22 protein-coding genes are annotated in these 19,014 nt (G+C 40.1%); 5 read left to right on the plus strand and 17 right to left on the minus strand.

Annotation, left to right across the window (positions count from 1 at the left end; translation table 11 throughout):
* Window positions 1-28: 28 nt before the first annotated feature.
* On the minus strand, window positions 29-244 hold the full coding sequence (locus PQ478_RS12085) for a DUF3953 domain-containing protein (RefSeq protein ID WP_289234407.1): 216 nt from the start codon (window positions 242-244) through the stop codon (window positions 29-31).
* 63 nt (window positions 245-307) lie between these two features.
* Complete coding sequence (locus PQ478_RS12090) at window positions 308-568, minus strand: hypothetical protein (protein WP_075682903.1); 261 nt, start codon at window positions 566-568, stop codon at window positions 308-310.
* Between the two features lie 156 nt (window positions 569-724).
* On the opposite strand from PQ478_RS12090, the gene PQ478_RS12095 reads away from it, so the two are divergent.
* Together PQ478_RS12095 and PQ478_RS12100 are read left to right on the plus strand one after the other, a co-directional pair.
* Entirely contained in the window at window positions 725-898 is a 174-nt protein-coding gene (locus tag PQ478_RS12095) for a hypothetical protein (protein WP_289234408.1), read from the plus strand.
* Between the two features lie 15 nt (window positions 899-913).
* Window positions 914-1,213 (plus strand): TIGR04104 family putative zinc finger protein, encoded by a 300-nt coding sequence (locus tag PQ478_RS12100; RefSeq protein ID WP_075682902.1) that lies wholly within the window; start codon window positions 914-916, stop codon window positions 1,211-1,213.
* Between the two features lie 534 nt (window positions 1,214-1,747).
* Here PQ478_RS12100 and PQ478_RS12105 read toward each other — a convergent pair.
* Complete coding sequence (locus PQ478_RS12105) at window positions 1,748-2,302, minus strand: GNAT family N-acetyltransferase (RefSeq protein WP_289234409.1); 555 nt, start codon at window positions 2,300-2,302, stop codon at window positions 1,748-1,750.
* A gap of 12 nt (window positions 2,303-2,314) precedes the next feature.
* Complete coding sequence (locus tag PQ478_RS12110; protein ID WP_289234410.1) at window positions 2,315-2,932, minus strand: FMN-binding negative transcriptional regulator; 618 nt, start codon at window positions 2,930-2,932, stop codon at window positions 2,315-2,317.
* A 94-nt stretch (window positions 2,933-3,026) separates the two neighbouring features.
* Between PQ478_RS12110 and PQ478_RS12115 the strand changes: the two genes are divergently transcribed.
* Window positions 3,027-3,212: a hypothetical protein gene (locus tag PQ478_RS12115; RefSeq protein WP_289234411.1), complete on the plus strand. Its 186-nt coding sequence runs from the start codon at window positions 3,027-3,029 to the stop codon at window positions 3,210-3,212.
* An 85-nt stretch (window positions 3,213-3,297) separates the two neighbouring features.
* Here PQ478_RS12115 and PQ478_RS12120 read toward each other — a convergent pair whose 3' ends face one another.
* From PQ478_RS12120 to nagA, 6 genes are all read right to left on the minus strand, one after another.
* Complete coding sequence (locus PQ478_RS12120) at window positions 3,298-3,660, minus strand: DUF4363 family protein (protein ID WP_289234412.1); 363 nt, start codon at window positions 3,658-3,660, stop codon at window positions 3,298-3,300.
* Between the two features lie 20 nt (window positions 3,661-3,680).
* Window positions 3,681-4,412: a YetF domain-containing protein gene (locus PQ478_RS12125; protein WP_289234413.1), complete on the minus strand. Its 732-nt coding sequence runs from the start codon at window positions 4,410-4,412 to the stop codon at window positions 3,681-3,683.
* 131 nt (window positions 4,413-4,543) lie between these two features.
* Window positions 4,544-5,266, minus strand: coding sequence for an SIS domain-containing protein (locus PQ478_RS12130; protein WP_289234414.1), 723 nt, complete (start codon window positions 5,264-5,266; stop codon window positions 4,544-4,546).
* Between the two features lie 13 nt (window positions 5,267-5,279).
* On the minus strand, window positions 5,280-6,002 hold the full coding sequence (locus PQ478_RS12135; protein ID WP_289236976.1) for a GntR family transcriptional regulator: 723 nt from the start codon (window positions 6,000-6,002) through the stop codon (window positions 5,280-5,282).
* 25 nt (window positions 6,003-6,027) lie between these two features.
* A complete protein-coding gene (gene nagB / locus PQ478_RS12140; protein WP_289234415.1) occupies window positions 6,028-6,765 on the minus strand; it encodes a glucosamine-6-phosphate deaminase in 738 nt (245 codons plus the stop codon).
* 2 nt (window positions 6,766-6,767) lie between these two features.
* Window positions 6,768-7,949, minus strand: coding sequence for an N-acetylglucosamine-6-phosphate deacetylase (gene nagA / locus PQ478_RS12145; RefSeq protein WP_289234416.1), 1,182 nt, complete (start codon window positions 7,947-7,949; stop codon window positions 6,768-6,770).
* Window positions 7,950-8,145: 196 nt separating this feature from the next.
* On the opposite strand from nagA, the gene nagE reads away from it, so the two are divergent.
* Window positions 8,146-9,528, plus strand: a complete 1,383-nt coding sequence (nagE, locus tag PQ478_RS12150; RefSeq protein ID WP_289234417.1) for an N-acetylglucosamine-specific PTS transporter subunit IIBC — start codon at window positions 8,146-8,148, stop codon at window positions 9,526-9,528.
* A 335-nt stretch (window positions 9,529-9,863) separates the two neighbouring features.
* Window positions 9,864-10,373 (plus strand): GNAT family N-acetyltransferase, encoded by a 510-nt coding sequence (locus PQ478_RS12155; protein ID WP_289234418.1) that lies wholly within the window; start codon window positions 9,864-9,866, stop codon window positions 10,371-10,373.
* An 89-nt stretch (window positions 10,374-10,462) separates the two neighbouring features.
* Here the strand turns inward: PQ478_RS12155 and PQ478_RS12160 are convergent, their stop codons facing one another.
* The 7 genes from PQ478_RS12160 to PQ478_RS12190 form a co-directional block, all read right to left on the minus strand.
* Window positions 10,463-11,599 (minus strand): Ger(x)C family spore germination protein, encoded by a 1,137-nt coding sequence (locus PQ478_RS12160; protein WP_289234419.1) that lies wholly within the window; start codon window positions 11,597-11,599, stop codon window positions 10,463-10,465.
* Window positions 11,596-12,699 carry a GerAB/ArcD/ProY family transporter gene (locus PQ478_RS12165; protein ID WP_289234420.1) on the minus strand — a complete coding sequence of 368 codons (1,104 nt, stop codon included), beginning with the start codon at window positions 12,697-12,699 and terminating at the stop codon, window positions 11,596-11,598. The genes PQ478_RS12160 and PQ478_RS12165 overlap by 4 nt, the downstream gene beginning before the upstream one ends.
* Window positions 12,700-12,703: 4 nt before the next feature.
* Window positions 12,704-14,122: a spore germination protein gene (locus PQ478_RS12170; protein ID WP_289234421.1), complete on the minus strand. Its 1,419-nt coding sequence runs from the start codon at window positions 14,120-14,122 to the stop codon at window positions 12,704-12,706.
* A 340-nt stretch (window positions 14,123-14,462) separates the two neighbouring features.
* The gene (locus tag PQ478_RS12175) at window positions 14,463-16,283 is read right to left on the minus strand and encodes a UbiD family decarboxylase (RefSeq protein WP_289234422.1); all 1,821 of its coding nucleotides are present in this window, start codon (window positions 16,281-16,283) and stop codon (window positions 14,463-14,465) included.
* An 83-nt stretch (window positions 16,284-16,366) separates the two neighbouring features.
* Window positions 16,367-17,326 (minus strand): SDR family NAD(P)-dependent oxidoreductase, encoded by a 960-nt coding sequence (locus PQ478_RS12180; protein WP_289234423.1) that lies wholly within the window; start codon window positions 17,324-17,326, stop codon window positions 16,367-16,369.
* Between the two features lie 36 nt (window positions 17,327-17,362).
* Window positions 17,363-17,650, minus strand: coding sequence for a DNA-binding protein (locus PQ478_RS12185; protein WP_289234424.1), 288 nt, complete (start codon window positions 17,648-17,650; stop codon window positions 17,363-17,365).
* Window positions 17,651-17,781: 131 nt separating this feature from the next.
* Window positions 17,782-19,005, minus strand: coding sequence for a M20 family metallopeptidase (locus PQ478_RS12190; protein WP_289234425.1), 1,224 nt, complete (start codon window positions 19,003-19,005; stop codon window positions 17,782-17,784).
* Between the last annotated feature and the right edge of the window lie 9 nt (window positions 19,006-19,014).

Below are 19,014 nucleotides of genomic sequence, written 5' to 3' on the forward strand. Positions count from 1 at the left end.
TACTTCTCCCCCTTTGGACAAGTATGTACTAGCTACCTAGCAAAGCCCCTTGAATGGCCACAATTAAAACAAACAATGCCGCAAATAAGCTTAAGTAGCCTGTAGTACCTTTTATATTTTTTTGTAGTTCAATTACACCTGTTGTAAGAAGTGTTAGTCCGATAATGATCAGTAAATAATTTGTATATTCAACGTTTTGAGTGATAATTCCGTACCCGGCCAAACTAACCCCAGCTACGGCCAACACAATCCTTAGTTTGTTAAGAATACAGATTCCCCTCCTATATCTATCATACAAAATCTTGTTTTATTTCTTTATTTTTTCATACTGAATGTCAATATCTTTAGCTATTTCAAGACTTGCACCTTCATCATACACAATCCCATTTACTTCTGCTCCAATCGATGCTTTTGAGTATTTTCTTAAAATGAGATCACCTTGTACTGGAGCCGTTAACTCTAATTTGGCACCTGGTAAAACCGTTAGATTGCCATTAATCTCTGCCATCACTTTTGTATCTGCTTCTATAATGACATCGCTGTTTCGTTTTTCAAAAAATAAGTTCATATAGCTTCAACTCCTATATCTTTCAACGGATACCCACACCTTAACATAGAAATGTGAAATAAGTATAAAATCTGTCGTTTTATCCATAATCTTCTTTTTATTATTTGTTACACTAGGTAGAGAACTTTTGAAAGCTACGTTAGGAGAGGTTTACATATGGACGGCTATCATATTCCATCAATGATTTTTCAAGTATTTAATTTTATTATTTTGTTTACGATCATCTTTTTTATTATTCGATATTTGGTGAATGCGTCTAAACAACGTAAAGAGATGAATAGACGTTTGCAAGCGATTGAAGAAAAGCTAGATGACATAAATCATCTGTAGAAGGAGGGATCATGCTTGAAATTACCTGCATGCTGGAACTGCAAAAAACAGTTTAGCTACGGAAAGCTCTTGCTATTATGGGGAGGAAGTACTGTCTGCCCACGCTGCGGAGAAACGAATTATTTAACCGCGGAATCAAGAAAAAAAGGCGCTTGGTATACGCCTATTCTAATCATCCTCATGGTTATTGGCTTAAATATGTTTGACATAGGATTTCCTGGGATTATTCTTTACGGCCTCATCTTCTTATTAATAGGATTATCACTCAGCCCATTTACGTTTCATTTTACAGATGAACAAGAGCCGTTGTTTTAGGTCCAATAAACGGTTCAGAGTAACTAAAATTATTTACCTTCCCTGCTGTAATTGTTGATTTCCGCTGCAATCAACGGAGGAAGTATTTTGTATAGTACTCCCACTTTTATGAGCAGCAGTTCAGTGAACTTAGCGGATGCATTTTTATATAATTTGAACTGAACTATAACTATTTCGCTTAACATAATAATAATAATACGCAGTAACCAAGCGGATGACATATACGTAGACTCCTGTGTCGACTAGAGCAGGAGTGAGATCCCACAGGGCTTTAGCCCGAGGAAGCTCACTGGCTCCACACGGAAAGCGAAGTATATTTCAGGAGCGAGTACTATGCTATCACCCATGTTTGAGGCCCTATATGTTTAATAGCTTTTGAACTATAACTAAATCCTCCACATCATCATTACAAAAAACAATAACCAAGCGAAGCATATTTCAGTAGCGAAGACTATGCTATAACCCTTGTTTGAGGCAATTAATGTTTAATAGCATTCTTTGTTTAGATGATAAAGCGATTATTTATCCCCCCTATTAACCCCACTCTTCTTTCAACAATGAATACATATACAAATCATCAAATTTCCCTTGAGTGTATTCATATTTTCGTAGAAGGCCTTCTTTAACAAACCCCTGTTTTTCTGCTAATCGCTGCGAAGCAATATTGAGCGGTTCAATCAATGCCTCAATTCTTTCAAGCTGCATGTGATTAAAGCCTGTGCTAATTACAGCTTGAAATGCCTCACTTGCTATCCCTGTCCCCCAATACTCCCTGCTAAGCTCCGTTCCAATTTCTGCTCGAAAATGCTTTTTTGCTCTGTTAAGAAACCCGCAGCTTCCAATTAGTTGATCTTTTCCTTTCAAGGTGATGCCCCATCTCATTCCTGAACCTTCTTTATGGATCGTATGATACCAACTAATTTCACTTTTGGCATCTTCTAGAGATTTAAACCGCTCTAAGCCGATATGCCTTACTACTTCAGGATCAGACATATAGTTCAACATATCAGCTGCATCATCATGCGTAACTTCACGCAGCTTCAATCGTTTTGTTTCAAGCACAGGAAAGACGCTCTTTTTTTGCTTCATTTAACCTCTCTCCTAATCATTATTTTTAGATTGTGCCATCATCCACTCAGCAATCAGCTTATCATTGGTATGCTCACTTTTCGCTAATTGTTTAGCTACCCGCTCTTGGCGTTCTTTTGGATGATTTTGACTCAGTTTGGCTTTTCCCTCTATTTCTGTGATTCTGATACGGAACGCTTGGATTCCTTTTCTTAGTCCATCTATATAATCAGCATCAACTTCATTAAGATTGTATGTACTATCAAGGCCTTCATATTTATCTATCAATTGACGAAGAGATGCCAGCGTACTCTTTTCTTCATCGATTAATTCTACGCTGCCATACACATGGACAGATAGGTAATTCCACGTTGGAACAGCTGTTTCTGTTTCATACCAAGTTGGTGAAATATAACTATGCGGACCTTGGAATACCGCGAGCACCGTTTGACCTTCAATGTCCTTCCATTGTGAGTTAGGACGTGCGAAATGACCGTATAAATAATGACTTTCACGATCTAGCATCAGCGGTAAATGTGTGGCAGCAGGTCTTCCGTTACGCTGGCTGAACAGGGTGGCAAAGCCATTCTCGTTTATAATTTTCTCTATTACGGCTTGATCATTCAGCTTAAAAGCTTTTGGGATATACATGGGGATTCCCCTTTCTTTTTTACTGCTTATCTAATACCATTTATATTAACGTAATTTTCCAAAAATAAAAATAAGAAAGAGGTGGACTCCCCGGATGAAGATAGAAATTCTATTATTCTGCGCCTTTTCAGCAGTAATCGTCTTTATAACCGTATTTTATATGGTAAAGGTATTAAAAATCGCATTATCAAAAGAAGAAATAAGCCGAAGAAAATTTATGATTCTCTCATGTGCGTTTGTAACTGGAGGAGTTTTTGCAGTTTTAGTATTTATTATTTAGCTCAACCGGTGTTCCGGCTGTTATTATAAACGTTCAAGCAAAAAACGGATCAACATTCCCCATCCGCAAACGTTGATCCGTATTGTTATCCGAGATCTTTCCATATCCCATAAAAATAATAAATGTCTGGCATAATAGTCGGTTCATCTTTTGCTTTAATCCCTCCTTCAATTCGAGATAAGACCTCTGTGATAGCCATCATATCATCACGTTCTACGCTATATTGAACTCGTTTGGATATTTTCCTCCAAGCATGTTGTGCTTTTTGATGCTCTTGATCTGCTTGCTCCCAATTTTCTGCTTTCACATTTTCTTCAACGTTTTGAATGTAGGAGAGAAGATGATCATCTTCGCCAAGAGGCTCCTTTAACCACATGCCGCTGATCATAATGGAAAAAGATACGATCATAAAAAGAATAGGAATGGCATACAATAGAAACTTTCTCACAAGTAGTCATCCCTCCTTTCTTAATAAGGTCCCTTATAGTCACTAATGTTCATATCATCTGAAACGTCATCATCAAACTTATCAACATAGAATTGATCATTTGGAAGAATCGCCGCATAAGAAACCTCTTCTAATGAAGAAATCCCGTGCAGTTTTAACTGACTCATTAACCAGTCTTTATCTTTTTTCCTTTGTTCTAAATTTTGTTCAATGATTCTTCCATCAATAATTAATTCTGTTGTAAGTTTTGCTGGTTTTGGCGGAAGATTAAGATCTCCCCTCTGGACCGGCTGATACTGTGATCTGGGTAAAACAGACACCGTGCCGTCAGGTTCTAACAGCGCTACTTCCACTTCTATAGGCGAGAATATATTTTTGGAGCGAAGCTGGAGCATCAATTCATCTTTCGTGATCCTTACTTTCGCTAAGTTTTTCTCTAGCATATTCCCACGCTGCAGAAGCACAACAGGTTCAGAGTCTTGAACTTTTGAGAGAAAGCGGCTTTTTAAACCAATGTATTGCAAAACAATCGTTAGTACGAGGAATACGGTTAACGCAATCCAATGGACAAGTGCTTTTGAGGAAACATCCGTTGCGAGAGTCGCAGCGATTGAACCTATTGTTATCCCATTTATGTAATCAAACATCGTAAGATTTCCTATGAGCTGCTTGCCGATTAACCTTGAATATAATAGGATCGTAAAAAAAGTTATAACTGCTCGTACAATCGTAACGAGAGATTCTTGCATCATCTACCATCAACCCCTGATAATAAGACATGTTCTTAATCTCCCCTTTAAAAGATACCTTATTCTCCCATAAAAAAACCCCAGACAAAGTCTAGGGCGAATCTACATATTTGCAAAAGCTTTTTACAAGCTTGTTAAAAGCGAATGCGGTCCGAATATTGATCCATGAGATGTTGATTATACTCATCAGACCCATCTATGTTTCCGCTTTTAAATACAGGCGGTGTCTTGCCTGATTGAATCAGATTATCGACTGCACCTGCCATTAACGCATTGATTATGGCAAGTCCGATCACAGAGGAGGAGGGGCCAAACGAGAGCTCCCCTCTATGCAGTACGCCATCGCCTGGTTTTGTATGATTGTTCAAAACAAGATCAACCGCATCCGCTAACAGCTTCCCGCTTTTATGTCTGGATGCTTGAGATTGATTATATAACAAAGAGGTAAGCCCAATCACGTAGGCACCCTGTTCTTTTCCATAAAGGGCAAGATCGATCGGCACTGGGTTCCTGCCAGAGGTGGAGGCAACAAGCAACACGTCCCCGCTTCTAATGTCAAGCTGTCCCTTTATCTCCTGAAAATAATCCTCACTTCGTTCCAGTTTCGAAGAATTAGCAGCTCCTTTATGCAGCATCAGTTCTTCGATAAAAATCGGCTGTACAGGTACAAGGCCGCCAGCGCGGTAAAACACTTCTTCTGAAAGCATATGAGAATGCCCACAGCCAAACACGTGTACAATCCCTCCACTTTCTATGGCGTGAGCGATTTTAAAAGCCGCTTTTTCAATAGACTCAGCTTCGGTTACTTCTACCTTTTTTATTAGTGCTTCAATCTGCTCAAAATAGTTCGTAATCAATATAACCCCTCATTTAGCGTTTTAATTTAGATGTAAATTTATAACGGTCGGCTCGGTACGAAGAACGAACGATCTCAAATGGGGTGCCATTTTTTAAATACGTACATCTTTCAATTAAAAGGATCGGATCACCTTCATTTATTTTTAACAGTTCCACTTCTAAATCATTAGCAAGTGCTGACTCTATTACTTGCGTTGCTTCGCCGATCTCGAGCTGAAGTTTTTCTTCTATATATTGATATAATGACTGGTTAATAATTTCTTCTGTCAGCCCTTTAATCAGGTTGGCAGAGATATAACACGTTTCAAGAGCCATCGGAGTATTGTCAGCCATGCGTATACGTTTGATTTCATATACAGGTGTATATTCAGAAATGTGCAATACGGCCGCAATGTTAGCAGAAGCCGGGATTAATTCAAACGAGATAAGTTTGCTGCTTGGAGTAAGTCCTCTTCCTTTCATATCTTCAGTGAAACTGGTCAATCCTTGGAGAGGCTGTTCAAATTTCTTCTCCGCAATAAATGTTCCGCTCCCTTTTTTACGATAAATCAAGCCGTCATTCACTAGGTTATTAATCGCTTGCCTGATTGTCATTCGGCTCACATCAAACTGCTCTGCATATTCTCGCTCAGGCGGGAGAACGTCTCCTGGCTTTAATTCCCCTTTTTCAATTCGTTCTTTTATATATTCTTCAATCTGGCTGTATATCGGCAGAGGTGAATTTTTATCTATTATCAAAATAAAACCAGTCTCCTTTCTGTTAACGAGTGATTCCTGTCGACATGAGCGCTTCGTTGTCAGCAATAATTGTAACACGAGGGTGTGTTTTTAAAATAGAAGCAGGAAAGTCCTCGCTTGGTAATTGATCTGATAACAATCGTTCGAGCGCCTCACTTTTTGCGTCCCCTGAGACAAGGAGCAAAATTTCTTTACTTGCCATAATTGAGGCAATCCCCATTGTAATTGCATGCTTCGGTACATCATCAATTGAAGGGAAAAAGCGTGCATTGGCTTCTCTTGTCGATTCAGCAAGGGCAACAACATGTGTTTTACTATGAAAGGATGTACCTGGCTCATTAAATCCAATATGTCCGTTCGCACCAATTCCAAGAATCTGTAAATCAATAGAAGCTTCCTTCACTTTTACCTCGTAACGAACACATTCCTCCTCTTTATCCACGGTATCTCCGTTAGGAATATGCGTATGATTTAAAGGAATATCAATATGATTAAATAAGAGATCTTTCATATAAAAATGATAGCTGTTTGGATCTTCCGCCGAAAGCCCGATGTATTCATCAAGGTTAAACGTTGAAATCTGCTGATATGACGTCCCATTTTGCTTGTGATCTTCAATGATATATTGATAGGTGCCCTTAGGCGTACTTCCAGTTGCTAAACCAAGCGTTATCTTAGGGTTAGCTTTTATTTTATCTATAATATAACGAGCACCAGCCTTACTCATTTCTTCATAACTATCTACTCTTACAATATTCATGATTACACTCCTTCTTGGAAAGCAATATGTCCCTTACAAATGGTCAATACAACTTGATTATGCTTGTCTAAAAGGACAAGATCCGCAGCTTTTCCAACGGTAATACTACCTGTGTTATCCCAAAGGCCAGTCTGTTTCGCTGGATTCTCCGCCGTCATTTTTGTTATGTCCCTTAGTGAGCATCCAGTATAAGCGATCATATTTCTTACAGCCTCATCCATTTTCACAATACTTCCAGCGAGCGTCCCATCGGCTAATAATGCTTTGCCGTTTTCTACCTTTACTTCCTGTCCGCCTAAGTCATATGTTCCTTCTCCAAGCCCTTTCGCTCTCATGGCATCTGTAATTAAAATAATCTCATCCGCCCCTTTTGCTCTATAGGTACTCTTCACGACTGTCGGATGAATATGCACACCATCCACAATCATTTCGACCATTAATTCAGAATGGGCTATTGCTGCACCCGCAACACCTGGCTCCCTGTGGTGCAGACCTCTCATGCCGTTATATAAATGGGTGACATGCGATAAGCCTTTATCAATCGCCTCCACAATGACCGGATAAGTGGCATCAGAATGTCCGATCGATACGACCGTGCCATTTTTCTGCAATTCTTCTAAAAAAGCGAGTCCATTCGTTTCTTCTGGTGCCATCGTTACTACTTTAATTTGATGATTTGAACATTCTTGCCATTGATTAAAAAGCTTGATGTCAGGTTCTTTAATATGATGAAGGGGCTGTGCTCCTGCTCGTTTATCCGAAATGAAAGGCCCTTCTAGGTGTACACCTGCCATATCTGAACCAAGATTTGAGGCTTTTACCTCTTTATAGAAAGCCGTTTGTTTTAAAGCCTCTTCGATTAAATCTTCCGATTGGGTGATGGTTGTTGCTAAAAAGCTTGTCGTCCCTTCCCTTGGAAGATACTCAGCAATCACTTTTAACGACTCAACACTGCTATCCATCGTATCAGCCCCATTGGCCCCGTGAATATGAACATCAATAAAGCCAGGAAGCAGCGAATACTCATTGTTATAATCCAAAACTGTGTCCGTTTCAGCGCATTTAAACGCATCCATTGACCCAACCTCTGCAATTTTCCCGTCATGTATTTTGATAAACCCATTTGTAATCAGGTTCATCTCCTCATATATCTCTACATTTGTAATAAAAAGATTCTCTCTCATACCTACTCTCACATCCTTCTCCAAAACAAAACAACTTTTATTTGTCTATACCAATTCTATATTATTTTCTTTGTTAATTCAATAAACGACTGTCATAAGTCTCAAAATAAAATAATAGGTATAGACATCTATACTTTTCTAATGCTACACTAATTTCATCTTTACTACCCTATTATTCGATAAGGAGATGAGGTACATGCTTGCGTTTTTACAAAAAATTGGTAAATCATTAATGCTGCCAATTGCTGTTTTACCAGCAGCTGCACTGTTGCTCAGGCTTGGGCAAGAGGACTTATTAAATATTCCATTTATGGCCGGAGCTGGAGCTGCTATTTTTGACAACCTGGCGTTGATCTTTGCGATGGGTGTGGCAATTGGATTTGCTCACGATAACAATGGATCAGCGGCTCTTGCCGGGGCGATCGGATATTTTGTCTTAGTCAATGGAACACAGGCAATTAACGACAATATTGAAATGGCGATTTTAGGAGGAATTATCTCAGGGATTATTGCTGGACTTTTATACAACCGCTTTCATAACATCCAGCTCCCGCAATGGCTCGGATTTTTCTCCGGCCGGAGGTTTGTCCCGATCGTTACTGCTGCGACAATGGTTATATTAGCTGGTATTTTCGGTGTCGTTTGGCCGCCGATTCAAGAAATGATTAACGGCCTTGGGCAATGGATCATCGATGCAGGTGCACTAGGTGCAGGAGTATATGGTTTCTTAAATCGTTTGCTTATTCCAATCGGACTGCATCATGTGTTAAACAGTTTAGTATGGTTTGTATTTGGAGAGTTTAACGGTGCAACAGGTGACTTGAATCGTTTCTTTGCAGGTGATCCTAGTGCCGGAATCTTTATGACTGGTTTCTTCCCTGTCATGATGTTCGGTCTTCCTGCAGCGTGTCTGGCGATTATTTTAACAGCTAAAAAAGAGAAGAAAAAGCAAGTGACAGGAATGTTCATTGGTCTTGCGCTTACATCATTCTTAACAGGAATTACAGAGCCGATTGAATTCTCGTTCATGTTCTTATCTCCATTACTTTATGTGATTCACGCACTCTTAACAGGGGCTGCGATGTCCGTTACCTACTTACTTGAAATACGGCATGGGTTTGGATTCTCAGCAGGCTTTCTAGATTATGCGTTGAACTTCTCCATAGCACAAAGGCCTCTCTTATTGTTAGGAGTCGGACTTGTGTACGGGGTCATCTATTTTGTCATCTTCTATGTATTAATCCGCGTACTAAACTTAAAAACACCGGGCCGTGAAGATGACGATGACATCGTTGAAGAGTCAAGCACAGAGCACGCAACAGGCGACAAGTATCACACGATGGCTGTTCAATTCATTGATGCGTTAGGCGGCAAAGAAAACATCACTTCTATTGATAACTGCGCGACACGATTGCGTCTTGAGATTGCTGATTCTAGCTTGATTAATGAGAATGCACTTAAGAAAAGCGGCGCCCGCGGTGTGATGAGAATGAGTAAATCAAGCATTCAAGTCATTGTTGGAACGGATGTTGAGTTTGTCAGTGATAAGATGAAACAGATGTTGAACGATCGTTCATAGTACGAGAGAAAGAGCATGATGAGGATCATGCTCTTTTTTATGTTTCGTAAAGAGGTAACCGTATTTGTCCCTTTGTCACCGTTTATGCGTCGGTTGAGGATGTTAATGCGCGGGTTCAACCGGTTATAGTATTGCTTCAAGGCTTAGTTGCGTCAGTTTACTCTAATTGCGCTGGTTCAGCGGGGATATGTGCCGGTGGAGAGCACAATTGTATTCACTTAATCGATTATAGCGCCACTTCATATGTGAGCTGATTAAAAGATACACTACCTTATTTATTTCGTACTCTTTAATCTATTGTTATACTGAGTAGTAATAGATTGGAGGGCTCTGACATGGATATTCGATTACTAGATGCTGCGAATGCTTATGATTACAAATGCTTACGCCTACGAGCACTCAAACATCATCCGGAAGCGTTTAGTTCGAGTTATGAAGAAGAAAAGAAATGGTCGCTGAAGAAAACAGAAAAACGCCTTACACTCGATCATTTTATAACGTTTGGCGCGTACGTGGATGCACAACTCGTTGGAATGGTCACTTTACTCAAAGAGGCAAAACAAAAAATCATGCATAGGGGAACCATCGTTGCCATGTATGTCGCACCAGAGCAACGAAAGTCTGGCATAGGAAAAGCGTTAGTGAAGCAAGCGATTTTAACAGCAAAAAATGAATGTGAGATGGAACGAATCTATTTGACAGTGACCTCAACAAACCTCCCAGCAAAACGATTATATGAATCACTCGGGTTCACCACATACGGTGTTGATCAACATGCTTTGAAAATTGATGACTGTTATTATGATGAGAATTTAATGGTTTTGCCTGTAAAGGGTAGTGTATAAGAAGTGTCTTGAATTCTTTTTAACCACCTTTACTTGGTACCCTACTATAAAAAGGGGAGCGGCAAGTTGCTGCTCCCCTTTGAACATATTCAATCTCCATTCTGGTTTTTACCGCGTGTTCCAAAGTCGACGATGGTTAAATCTACTTCATACGTTACTGAGGCTTTTTCAAAAACAGCATCCCACTCATCTTTGTGTTGCTTCCAAAATGGATATTGCTGCACCCGAACATATTTCTCAAGATCAATAAGATCTGTTTTATACTCTGTTTGCAAGAGCTCGATCATGTGTGTGACTCCATTTGTTAGCTCTTCCTCAAAAATTGTTTCTAGCTTTTGTAGGTAATCAGGGTTATAAGGATCTTCATTAGGATCCCAGTTTTCTGCTAAACGACCGTCTGACACCACTTTAATATGCAAGCTTAGCTGATCTCCTTCAACAGATGATAAAACGGAATCAACATTTGCTTCTAAAATTTCGTAGACGATTCGTGATTCGTTTACTTTTGCATTAATCACTCCAGATTGCACATCACCGATTAACCAGTTTACGTAGCTTATTTGGTCGGGAGATAGAAACCCATCAATATGTTTCCCATTTTTTAATATATGGGCTCCTTCTAATTTAACATCCTCTTCGCTGATTGTTATATTTGGTATTAAGATTGATTGCGATCGTTCAATCGAATCAGATAACTTTCCAAGGGTTACGGGTACCGTAATCTCAGTCGTTCGATCATTATTTTGAGCAAGTGAATCTAGTGTCTGTGAGGTTGGAGCTACATTACTTCCTTTAGGGTAATTAAAAAGGTCAATAAGGTCCTCGTTAGTTACAAATACCCGTACCCCTCTCCGTGCTCGTTCATCTCTCATTTTCTGATTAATTAATGCCTCAGCTTGCCACTTTTTAAGTGCCTCGCTGTGAAGGACTAACGCCAATTGATGATCACTCATAACTCCTTGATCAACCAACTCAAGATTCCGTATCGCTTCAAGGGTGGACTCACCTGTTGAGTATTTATTTTGGTAAGTTAGTGTAGACGCCCCTTCATTTTCGCTTATTGGTAAGTAAAGCTGAGTAACCATACCTACTTTTTCAGGGTTGCTATGGTCAACGCCGATCCCGACACCCATGACAAAGGAAAATGTTTCAATATTGGCACTATCCCAGCAGCCACAAAGACATAGAGTCAACACTATACATGCAATAGAACGAATTCGTTTCATGTCTTCACCTTTCTTCTAATCATAACAAGCACATAACAGAGGATGGGTAGAAGCATAAAAATGACGGCAAATCCATATTGCTGCCAATCAGATACTTTTGAAATCTGATCAGTTGTTTGTGGAATTAATGCAATCGTACAAGTGATTATCGTGGCACCGATTATGAGGTAGCCCCTTTTTATCGGTAATGATTTATCGAGTAAATAGGTTGCAGCATATAACGAAAATACACTTGTTAAGAAAAATTGAAGCGTCCATGTCGTGATTAAAAAAGAGTCCATTCTTTCGGTAAATAAGAGACTACTATCGGCAGCGTGGGTTAGGGCAATTGTAGGCCATATGACCGTTTGAACTTCAACCACTCCAAGTACTGAAACAACAACTATATAGGTGGTCACATAAAAAACAGTAACAAAGGATAAAGCACCAATTCCTGCTTTTGTTGTCTTCGCTTTTTTTTGAACGGACGCCAATAAAATCAGGATCAACTCAATCCCTTGAAAAGGCTGAAGTGCATATTTTAAATTCTTTATAATAGGCCCTATCCCTTCTGGAGCAACCGGTCGTAAATTATATAATGAAGCATCTCTCGCACCTAATCCTAGAACAAATAGAAGGACAAGAAAACTAATCGGAAAGAAAAAGCAGGCCACACGTACAATGGTCGGTAAAGAATGATAAACGGCATAAGCACATAAGACAATAATTATACAAATAACAAGGTAATATGGAGTACTCTCAAGCAGGAAATAGCGAATCATCTCACTCATCGCTACAGCCTGCCAGCCGCATAATACAAGAAAATAGAAGGCAATGGCTAAACTAATAATTTTGTTGAGTATATCTCCAAAAGCGATACTCATATAATCATCTAGTGACGATACCTGATGCTTTTTAAAAGCGTAAATGATAAACAGATAAAAAATTCCCATTCCTAGTCCTGCAATAATAACTGAAATCCAGCCATCTGCTGTATCTAGGTGATCGGTTAGAGTTCTTGGTAAATTTAATAGACCAACCCCAAGCATCATTGAAATCAAGGAAACAGCTAACTGATAAGTCGTTAACGTATCACTTAACCGAACGTGGGAGGATTTCATACGATCACCCTTTCTTATCTTTCATGATCGACGGAAAGCGAATAAGTAAATCAGAAAGACCGTGATGTTTAAGTGAAAAAGCAAATGAAAAGTAATGAACACCAAAGTTACGTAAGCTAGCAAGGTGAATCGACATCAGAATAAAAAATACGATGACTCCGAATAAACCGAGTACTGAGGCAAAGGCAATAGCGATAAAACTTAAAAAGCGAAAGGACATACTCAGGCTGTATAACGGGACAGCAAAAGATGCAATAGCCGTTACAGCAATAATAATAACCATAATAGAGCTGACGAGATTTGCCTCAACCACAGCCTGTCCGATAACTACCCCACCTACTAGACCAATTGTCTGCCCTAGTTGATTGGGCAGTCGAATACTTGCTTCACGCAACAAGTCCACAAAGAGTGTCATTAAAATAACTTCTCCTACGGCAGGAAACGGCACATTCATTCTAGAGTTCATGATGGTTACAGATAGCTCATTTGGGATTAACCCCTGATGAAATGACACTAAAGCAATGTAAATCGGAGCCGCAAACAAGGTAATAAATAATGCTATGTATCTTAAAAGTCTTATAAGAGAGCCAATCATCCATCTTTGGTAATAATCATCTGGCGCTTGCATCTGCTGTTCGAATGTCGTTGGAACCATGAATGCAAAAGGAGAACCATCAACAAATATAGCTACTCTTCCTTCTTCAAACCCTGCTAAAATACGATCCACTCGATCAGAACTTTGAACCTGAAGAAAAGGGGAATAAATAGGCGACCCATCTAAAAAGCCCTCAATTTTTCCAGAATCCTCGATATTTGCTTGCTTTATTTTAGAGAGCTTTTCCTTGACTTCTTCTACTACACTTGGATTCGTTTTATCTTTATTAAACATGTATAGAATCTTTTTTTCTTTTTTCATATCTGTTATGACATGTTTTGCAGCAACCAAATTCTGATCATCTGCAAACTGACGAATTAGCGCTATATTTTGATCTACATCTTCAATAAGAGAAGCACGCGGGCCTCGAATCACCCTCTCTGTTTCTGACTCCTCTAAGGGTCTCTGTAGTTCTTTTTTTAACCGCACAGCATAGGCAAAGGAAAGACCTTCTATAAGGATGATGCACAGGCCTTTATGTAAATAAGAAACAGATTCATCCACACTTTTTGTGGTCGCTTCTGCCATACAGATCATGGGTTCACGCTGCTCTTCTAGTATCTCTCTCTCTTCAACAAAAGATAGAGTTAAGCTATTCATATAGTGTAGACAGCGGTCAAATTTATGCTCATCCATCTCCCCAAACGAATAAAAAGTAACTCTACGTTTCAATGACGAAACGTATGCGCTTTTAACAACAAGGTCTGATTGGGGTCCGATGCCGGTTAATAAGTCAGTTTTGTTTTGAACATAATCGACCGTAAACATAATGCGCCCCCTACCATATAATATGGTTAGGTTTTCATTAATGGTTATTTTTATACACTGATTAGTAGAATTAAGAGGTCGAAATAACTGAAGAGATGAGACTGACCGGTCAATGTACTCTTTCAAGACATTTTTGAGTCAGTTGAATGGGTAATTGCTTGGGCTCATCCAGTTATTGTATTGCTTCATAGACTAATTGCGTCAGTCTGCTCTATTTGTGCGGGTTCAGCAGTTGTATGCGTCGATACTGATCCGCATTGCACCCATTCACGTAATAATTGCGCCTCTTCACATCACCAAACAAAAAGCTGCCCCAAAATGGGACAGCTTCTATACCTATCTATTTATTCAAATTCCCCAACACAGCACCCTTTTCAAAAAAGCGTTCAATTTTCTTTTCAACGGCTGTATCTGCAATAAGCGGCGGTGCGTGATGCGGTTTAATTCTTGCATCAATGATAAGATTGTCACAGCCCCAATGCTTGTGCTCTATCGAACTGTTTACACCGTGCATATCATGTGAAGGATTGCTGCGAGTAAATGTGGCCCATAAGAAGTTGCTTAATGAAGCGCTCATAAACTCACTGTCATCACACACAATGAAGAGCGGGCATCCTGAGAGGTCCCCTTTTTGCTTTAATGCAGCGGTCAGTTCGTTCATTTCCTGTTCAACCTTCGTATAGTCTTCAAACTTAGATGCTTGGAGCGCAACGACCCCAGGCATCACACAGCGGGCGTTCATGAAGCCTTCAAGCTCGCTTGGAAGACTCGCAGCAAGGTCTCTTTTCTTATCGCCGCAAGCAGCAAACACGACTTTACTTCCTGTATTTAAGCCCGTTCCAGAATAATCGAGTGTATCAATCGTCGTATTCGTCTGGAAATGAATATCGCGGCGCAAATCCATCCGTTCTAGTATATACGATAAGAATTCTACTTCTTTATGAGTCGATAACGGCTTGTCCTCTTCTGCTGCGATAAACAGGTACTTAGCCAGACTAAGCTGCCCTGTACCGAGCACTCGATTGGCAATCGTCAAAAGCTCTGCTGGCTGCTTTACTTTTTGGTAAGGCGTATACCGCTCACTTCCGATCGCAAATAACAACGGGTGAACCCCTGCTGCATCAACCGCATGTACTTCTTTAACCCCGGGGATCTCCTGCTTCACTGCATCTCCTGTCAGTTCATGGATTAAATCACCAAATGCTGTGTCCTCTTGAGGCGGACGTCCCACCACCGTAAACGGCCAAATCGCATTGTCCTTTGCATACACTTTATGCACACGCATCAGCGGGAACTCGTGCGTCAGACTGTAGTAACCGAGGTGGTCACCGAACGGGCCTTCAGGCTTTGTCTCTCCAGGATGAATTTCTCCTGTGATGACAAAATCCGCATCGTGGCTGATGCAGTAGCCGTCTTCATAGCTGTAGCGGAAGCGGCGTCCTGCAAGCATCCCGGCAAACGTCATTTCACTCAAACCTTCAGGCAGCGGCATCACAGCAGATAACGTATGCGATGGATGTCCGCCGATAAAGATACTCACCTTTAACGGCTTGCCTTGTTTCACCGCTTTCGCTTGATGAACGCCGATCCCGCGGTGGATTTGATAATGAAGGCCGATTTCTTTATTCAACTCATACTCGTTCCCGCTTAACTGAACACGGTACATTCCTAAATTGGCATTCATAATACCCGGCTTTTCAGGGTCTTCTGAATACACTTGCGGCAACGTCACAAACGCTCCGCCATCATCCGGCCAATGATGAATCAGAGGAAGATCTGAAATTCTCACTTCTTTAAATGTGCTAGGCAGTGAAGATTTTTTTTGCGGAAGAGCTTTCGTTGCTGCAAGCCCTGAACCGACATGCTTAAAAGGGCTTTTCAGTGCGCTCATCGGGTCATTTCTAAGTCCAATGATTTCCTGTGTTTTATCCCATGTCTTTCTAAAAATAAATTTACTGCGCTCAACTGTGCCAAATAGGTTGGACACAGCTGGGAATTTTGAGCCTTTCACATTTTCAAACAAAATAGCAGGTCCATTTTCATTAAATACTTTCAAATGAATGGCTGCTATTTCTAAATGAGGGTCAACCTCTTCTTTTATGCGGATCAATTGTCCATTCTTTTCTAAGTCAACAATACATTCTTCAAGGTTTTGGTACATGATCTAAACTCCTATGTCTATGTCGTCATCAACCCCTATTATAACTCTTCACACCTGTTGTGTCTTGTGTGGGCTAGGAAGGTTCAAAGAGTTGAAACATCTTGTTGATAGGGAGTCATGATCGATTCGCAGAAATCAATCAGCTTTTTTCTCTCTTCTGGATTGTCTGCATAATACGGATAAAACTGAGATCCGGTTAGCTGCTTAACCTGCTTTAAGACAGATGGCTCCTCATCTGCACGCACCATCGTTTCTAGCTTATCGTTCATTAGTGACCCTGTTACATCCTTAAAGCGTGATGATGTACAAATATCCACATAGCATTTCGCCATTTTTTCAGGAGGCGGTAAGAATACATTTTGAGCTCTAGCTGCAAGCCTCCACTTAAGCGTGAATTTATCCAGGGTCTCTCGTGACATTCGTGCCCCGTTGATCTGCAATGCGTTTACTCTGATGCCGTCCTCTTTATACTTTTCAGCTAAATAGAAGGTTAACATCACTAGAGCCATTTTTGATTCACAGTATTGTTTATACACACTAAACGGCTCTCTCGCACTCCACTCACCCTTTAAGTGCTCAAAATGAATGTGCTTTTTCGGATCAAAGAAGTGCTTAACGATATTGCTCGATGCATTTAAAATGACAGGCTTTTCTCCACGCTTTAAAACATCTCTCAGTATTTCACTCATGTAAAACGGACCGACCACATTCGTGGAAAATGTCAATTCTATATTATCTGAATTTAAACGATGCGGGGAACCATGATTAATATAAGCCGCATTATGTATCAAGATATCAAGTTTATTAAAACGTGCTTTATACTCTTTGTAAAATTCTTTAATTGAGTTAACTGAGGACATATCCACCTGCATGAGGTGTATATGCCGGTTGTTTGTCGTTTGAATGATTTCCTCTTGTACCTGCTTACTTCTTTCCTTATCTCTACAAGCCATTACGACCTCACAGCCAAGCTCTGCAAATTTAAAAGCAGCAGCACGGCCAATGCCTGAATTTGCTCCCGTTATTATAACGACTTTGCTCATTTATACTCCCCCTTTTACTAGCATGCAGAAAATCGTTTAGTCCTTTAGCCACGCTCTGACCTTAGCTTTTGGATAATAGACTGTATTATTAATTATTAAATGAGGAATTTGGGGATGTTCTTTTATTAAATGTTTTGCATCCTCTTTTGAAATCCCCATAAAATGATGAATCTCGTTTTCTTTTATTAATCCATACTCTTCATCTTCAGTTAGTGAATCAAAAAAATTTGGCGAGTTTGGATTTTTGAAGTTTTTTAACCCCTCACCAATAAAATACCCAGCTGCTGCAATCCCCGCTCCAATAAAGATAAAATCCCAAACCATATGTACCTTCCTCCTAATCTCAATCCTATAACTTATTACATACAACTAAAGTTTAGCATATGATTTAGGCATAATATCTAAAGAAAAGATAAAGAGTGCAGTCTCACAAGAAACTGCACTCATATCTCTCTTTATTTGTTTAAGAAATGTAATGCTGCTTGACGATAAATCTCTGTGGTTTCTGCTAATTCGTCTAAATCAACATACTCATTTATTTGATGAGGAACTTCCCGATCTCCTGCTCCTGTGGTTACAATCGGTATTCCTTCTAAATGTAAGAAGGTACCATCCGTAGCACCAGGAACACCATTATAAACCGGTTCTTTTCCAGTAACTTCTTTGTAAGCAAAAGCAAGCGACTTGACTACAGGTTCCGTCCTGCTTGTTTCGGTCCATGGACGGTCTTCTATGACTTCAAAAGAAGCTTTGAAATCAGGATCCGCTTGCTTAAGATAATCCAGTATAGATTGAATATCTCTTTTTATAGTCTCATGGTCTTGACCAGGAACGGTTCTAATATCCAGAGTAGTCATACACTCATTTGGTACAACGTTAATTTGTGGATCTCCTTTCACTGGCGCTTGTAAAATAGTCGGTGTCACACTAGGCCAGCCTAGCTCGGGGTGGCAGCCTACTCTCTCTTTTTCTAGTTGCTCATAGCGATCAAGTTCACAAATCACCTTAGCCATTCTCGTATTAGGATTAATTCCTGATAATGGCATCGCCCCATGAGCCATCTTTCCATACGTACGCACGATGACTCTCATCGCACCTTTTTGACTGATGCATAGTTGATTTTCTTCAGGTTCACAAATAATAGCCGCATCCACCCCCTTGGCCCAGCCTCTCTTTATAAATTCCTTAATACCGATCATCATTCCTTCCTCATCACATGGGATGCAAAGGAGGATTTTCCCTGTGAACGATTCGTTATCACGGAGAATTGAATGGACTGCTGTAATCATACATGCTAAATTCCCTTTGGTATCATTCGTACCGCGTCCATACATTCTGCCCTCTTTAATAACAGCCGCAAACGGCGGGTCATCCCAGGCTTCTGGGTCCCCTTCTGTTACAACATCTGTATGCCCTTCAAACAACAAGGTCTTTCCAGGCTTACCTGAGTCAACGATGCCAATCACATTTGGCCGGCCTTCCTCTACGTACTCAATATGGGCTTTTATACCAAGCTTCTCTAAATAATCTGCCACAAACAATGCTACCTTCTCTTCATTGCCATCCTTCGTTCCGGGTCTATATACACTCGGTATTTGAACAAGCTTTTGAGTGAGACTTATAACCTCTTCTCGATCACGGAGCTTCCTTTGTTCTTGCTTTGGACTCAATTTGTACATCTTCACATC

It is taken from the genome of Alkalihalophilus pseudofirmus, assembly GCF_029094545.1.
In the GTDB taxonomy this organism is placed as follows: domain Bacteria; phylum Bacillota; class Bacilli; order Bacillales; family Bacillaceae_D; genus Alkalihalophilus; species Alkalihalophilus pseudofirmus.

What these genes read in the sequence shown, in the direction of transcription:
- nagB (WP_289234415.1), bottom strand. Translation starts at nt 6,765, where the DNA reads ATGAATATTGTAAGAGTAGATAGTTATGAAGAAATGAGTAAGGCTGGT.
- PQ478_RS12190 (WP_289234425.1), bottom strand. Translation starts at nt 19,005, where the DNA reads ATGTACAAATTGAGTCCAAAGCAAGAACAAAGGAAGCTCCGTGATCGA.
- nagE (WP_289234417.1), top strand. Translation starts at nt 8,146, where the DNA reads ATGCTTGCGTTTTTACAAAAAATTGGTAAATCATTAATGCTGCCAATT.
- PQ478_RS12170 (WP_289234421.1), bottom strand. Translation starts at nt 14,122, where the DNA reads ATGTTTACGGTCGATTATGTTCAAAACAAAACTGACTTATTAACCGGC.
- PQ478_RS12095 (WP_289234408.1), top strand. Translation starts at nt 725, where the DNA reads ATGGACGGCTATCATATTCCATCAATGATTTTTCAAGTATTTAATTTT.
- PQ478_RS12105 (WP_289234409.1), bottom strand. Translation starts at nt 2,302, where the DNA reads ATGAAGCAAAAAAAGAGCGTCTTTCCTGTGCTTGAAACAAAACGATTG.
- PQ478_RS12090 (WP_075682903.1), bottom strand. Translation starts at nt 568, where the DNA reads ATGAACTTATTTTTTGAAAAACGAAACAGCGATGTCATTATAGAAGCA.
- nagA (WP_289234416.1), bottom strand. Translation starts at nt 7,949, where the DNA reads ATGAGAGAGAATCTTTTTATTACAAATGTAGAGATATATGAGGAGATG.
- PQ478_RS12115 (WP_289234411.1), top strand. Translation starts at nt 3,027, where the DNA reads ATGAAGATAGAAATTCTATTATTCTGCGCCTTTTCAGCAGTAATCGTC.
- PQ478_RS12185 (WP_289234424.1), bottom strand. Translation starts at nt 17,650, where the DNA reads ATGGTTTGGGATTTTATCTTTATTGGAGCGGGGATTGCAGCAGCTGGG.
- PQ478_RS12110 (WP_289234410.1), bottom strand. Translation starts at nt 2,932, where the DNA reads ATGTATATCCCAAAAGCTTTTAAGCTGAATGATCAAGCCGTAATAGAG.
- PQ478_RS12180 (WP_289234423.1), bottom strand. Translation starts at nt 17,326, where the DNA reads ATGAGCAAAGTCGTTATAATAACGGGAGCAAATTCAGGCATTGGCCGT.
- PQ478_RS12125 (WP_289234413.1), bottom strand. Translation starts at nt 4,412, where the DNA reads ATGATGCAAGAATCTCTCGTTACGATTGTACGAGCAGTTATAACTTTT.
- PQ478_RS12155 (WP_289234418.1), top strand. Translation starts at nt 9,864, where the DNA reads ATGGATATTCGATTACTAGATGCTGCGAATGCTTATGATTACAAATGC.
- PQ478_RS12175 (WP_289234422.1), bottom strand. Translation starts at nt 16,283, where the DNA reads ATGTACCAAAACCTTGAAGAATGTATTGTTGACTTAGAAAAGAATGGA.
- PQ478_RS12165 (WP_289234420.1), bottom strand. Translation starts at nt 12,699, where the DNA reads ATGAAATCCTCCCACGTTCGGTTAAGTGATACGTTAACGACTTATCAG.
- PQ478_RS12160 (WP_289234419.1), bottom strand. Translation starts at nt 11,599, where the DNA reads ATGAAACGAATTCGTTCTATTGCATGTATAGTGTTGACTCTATGTCTT.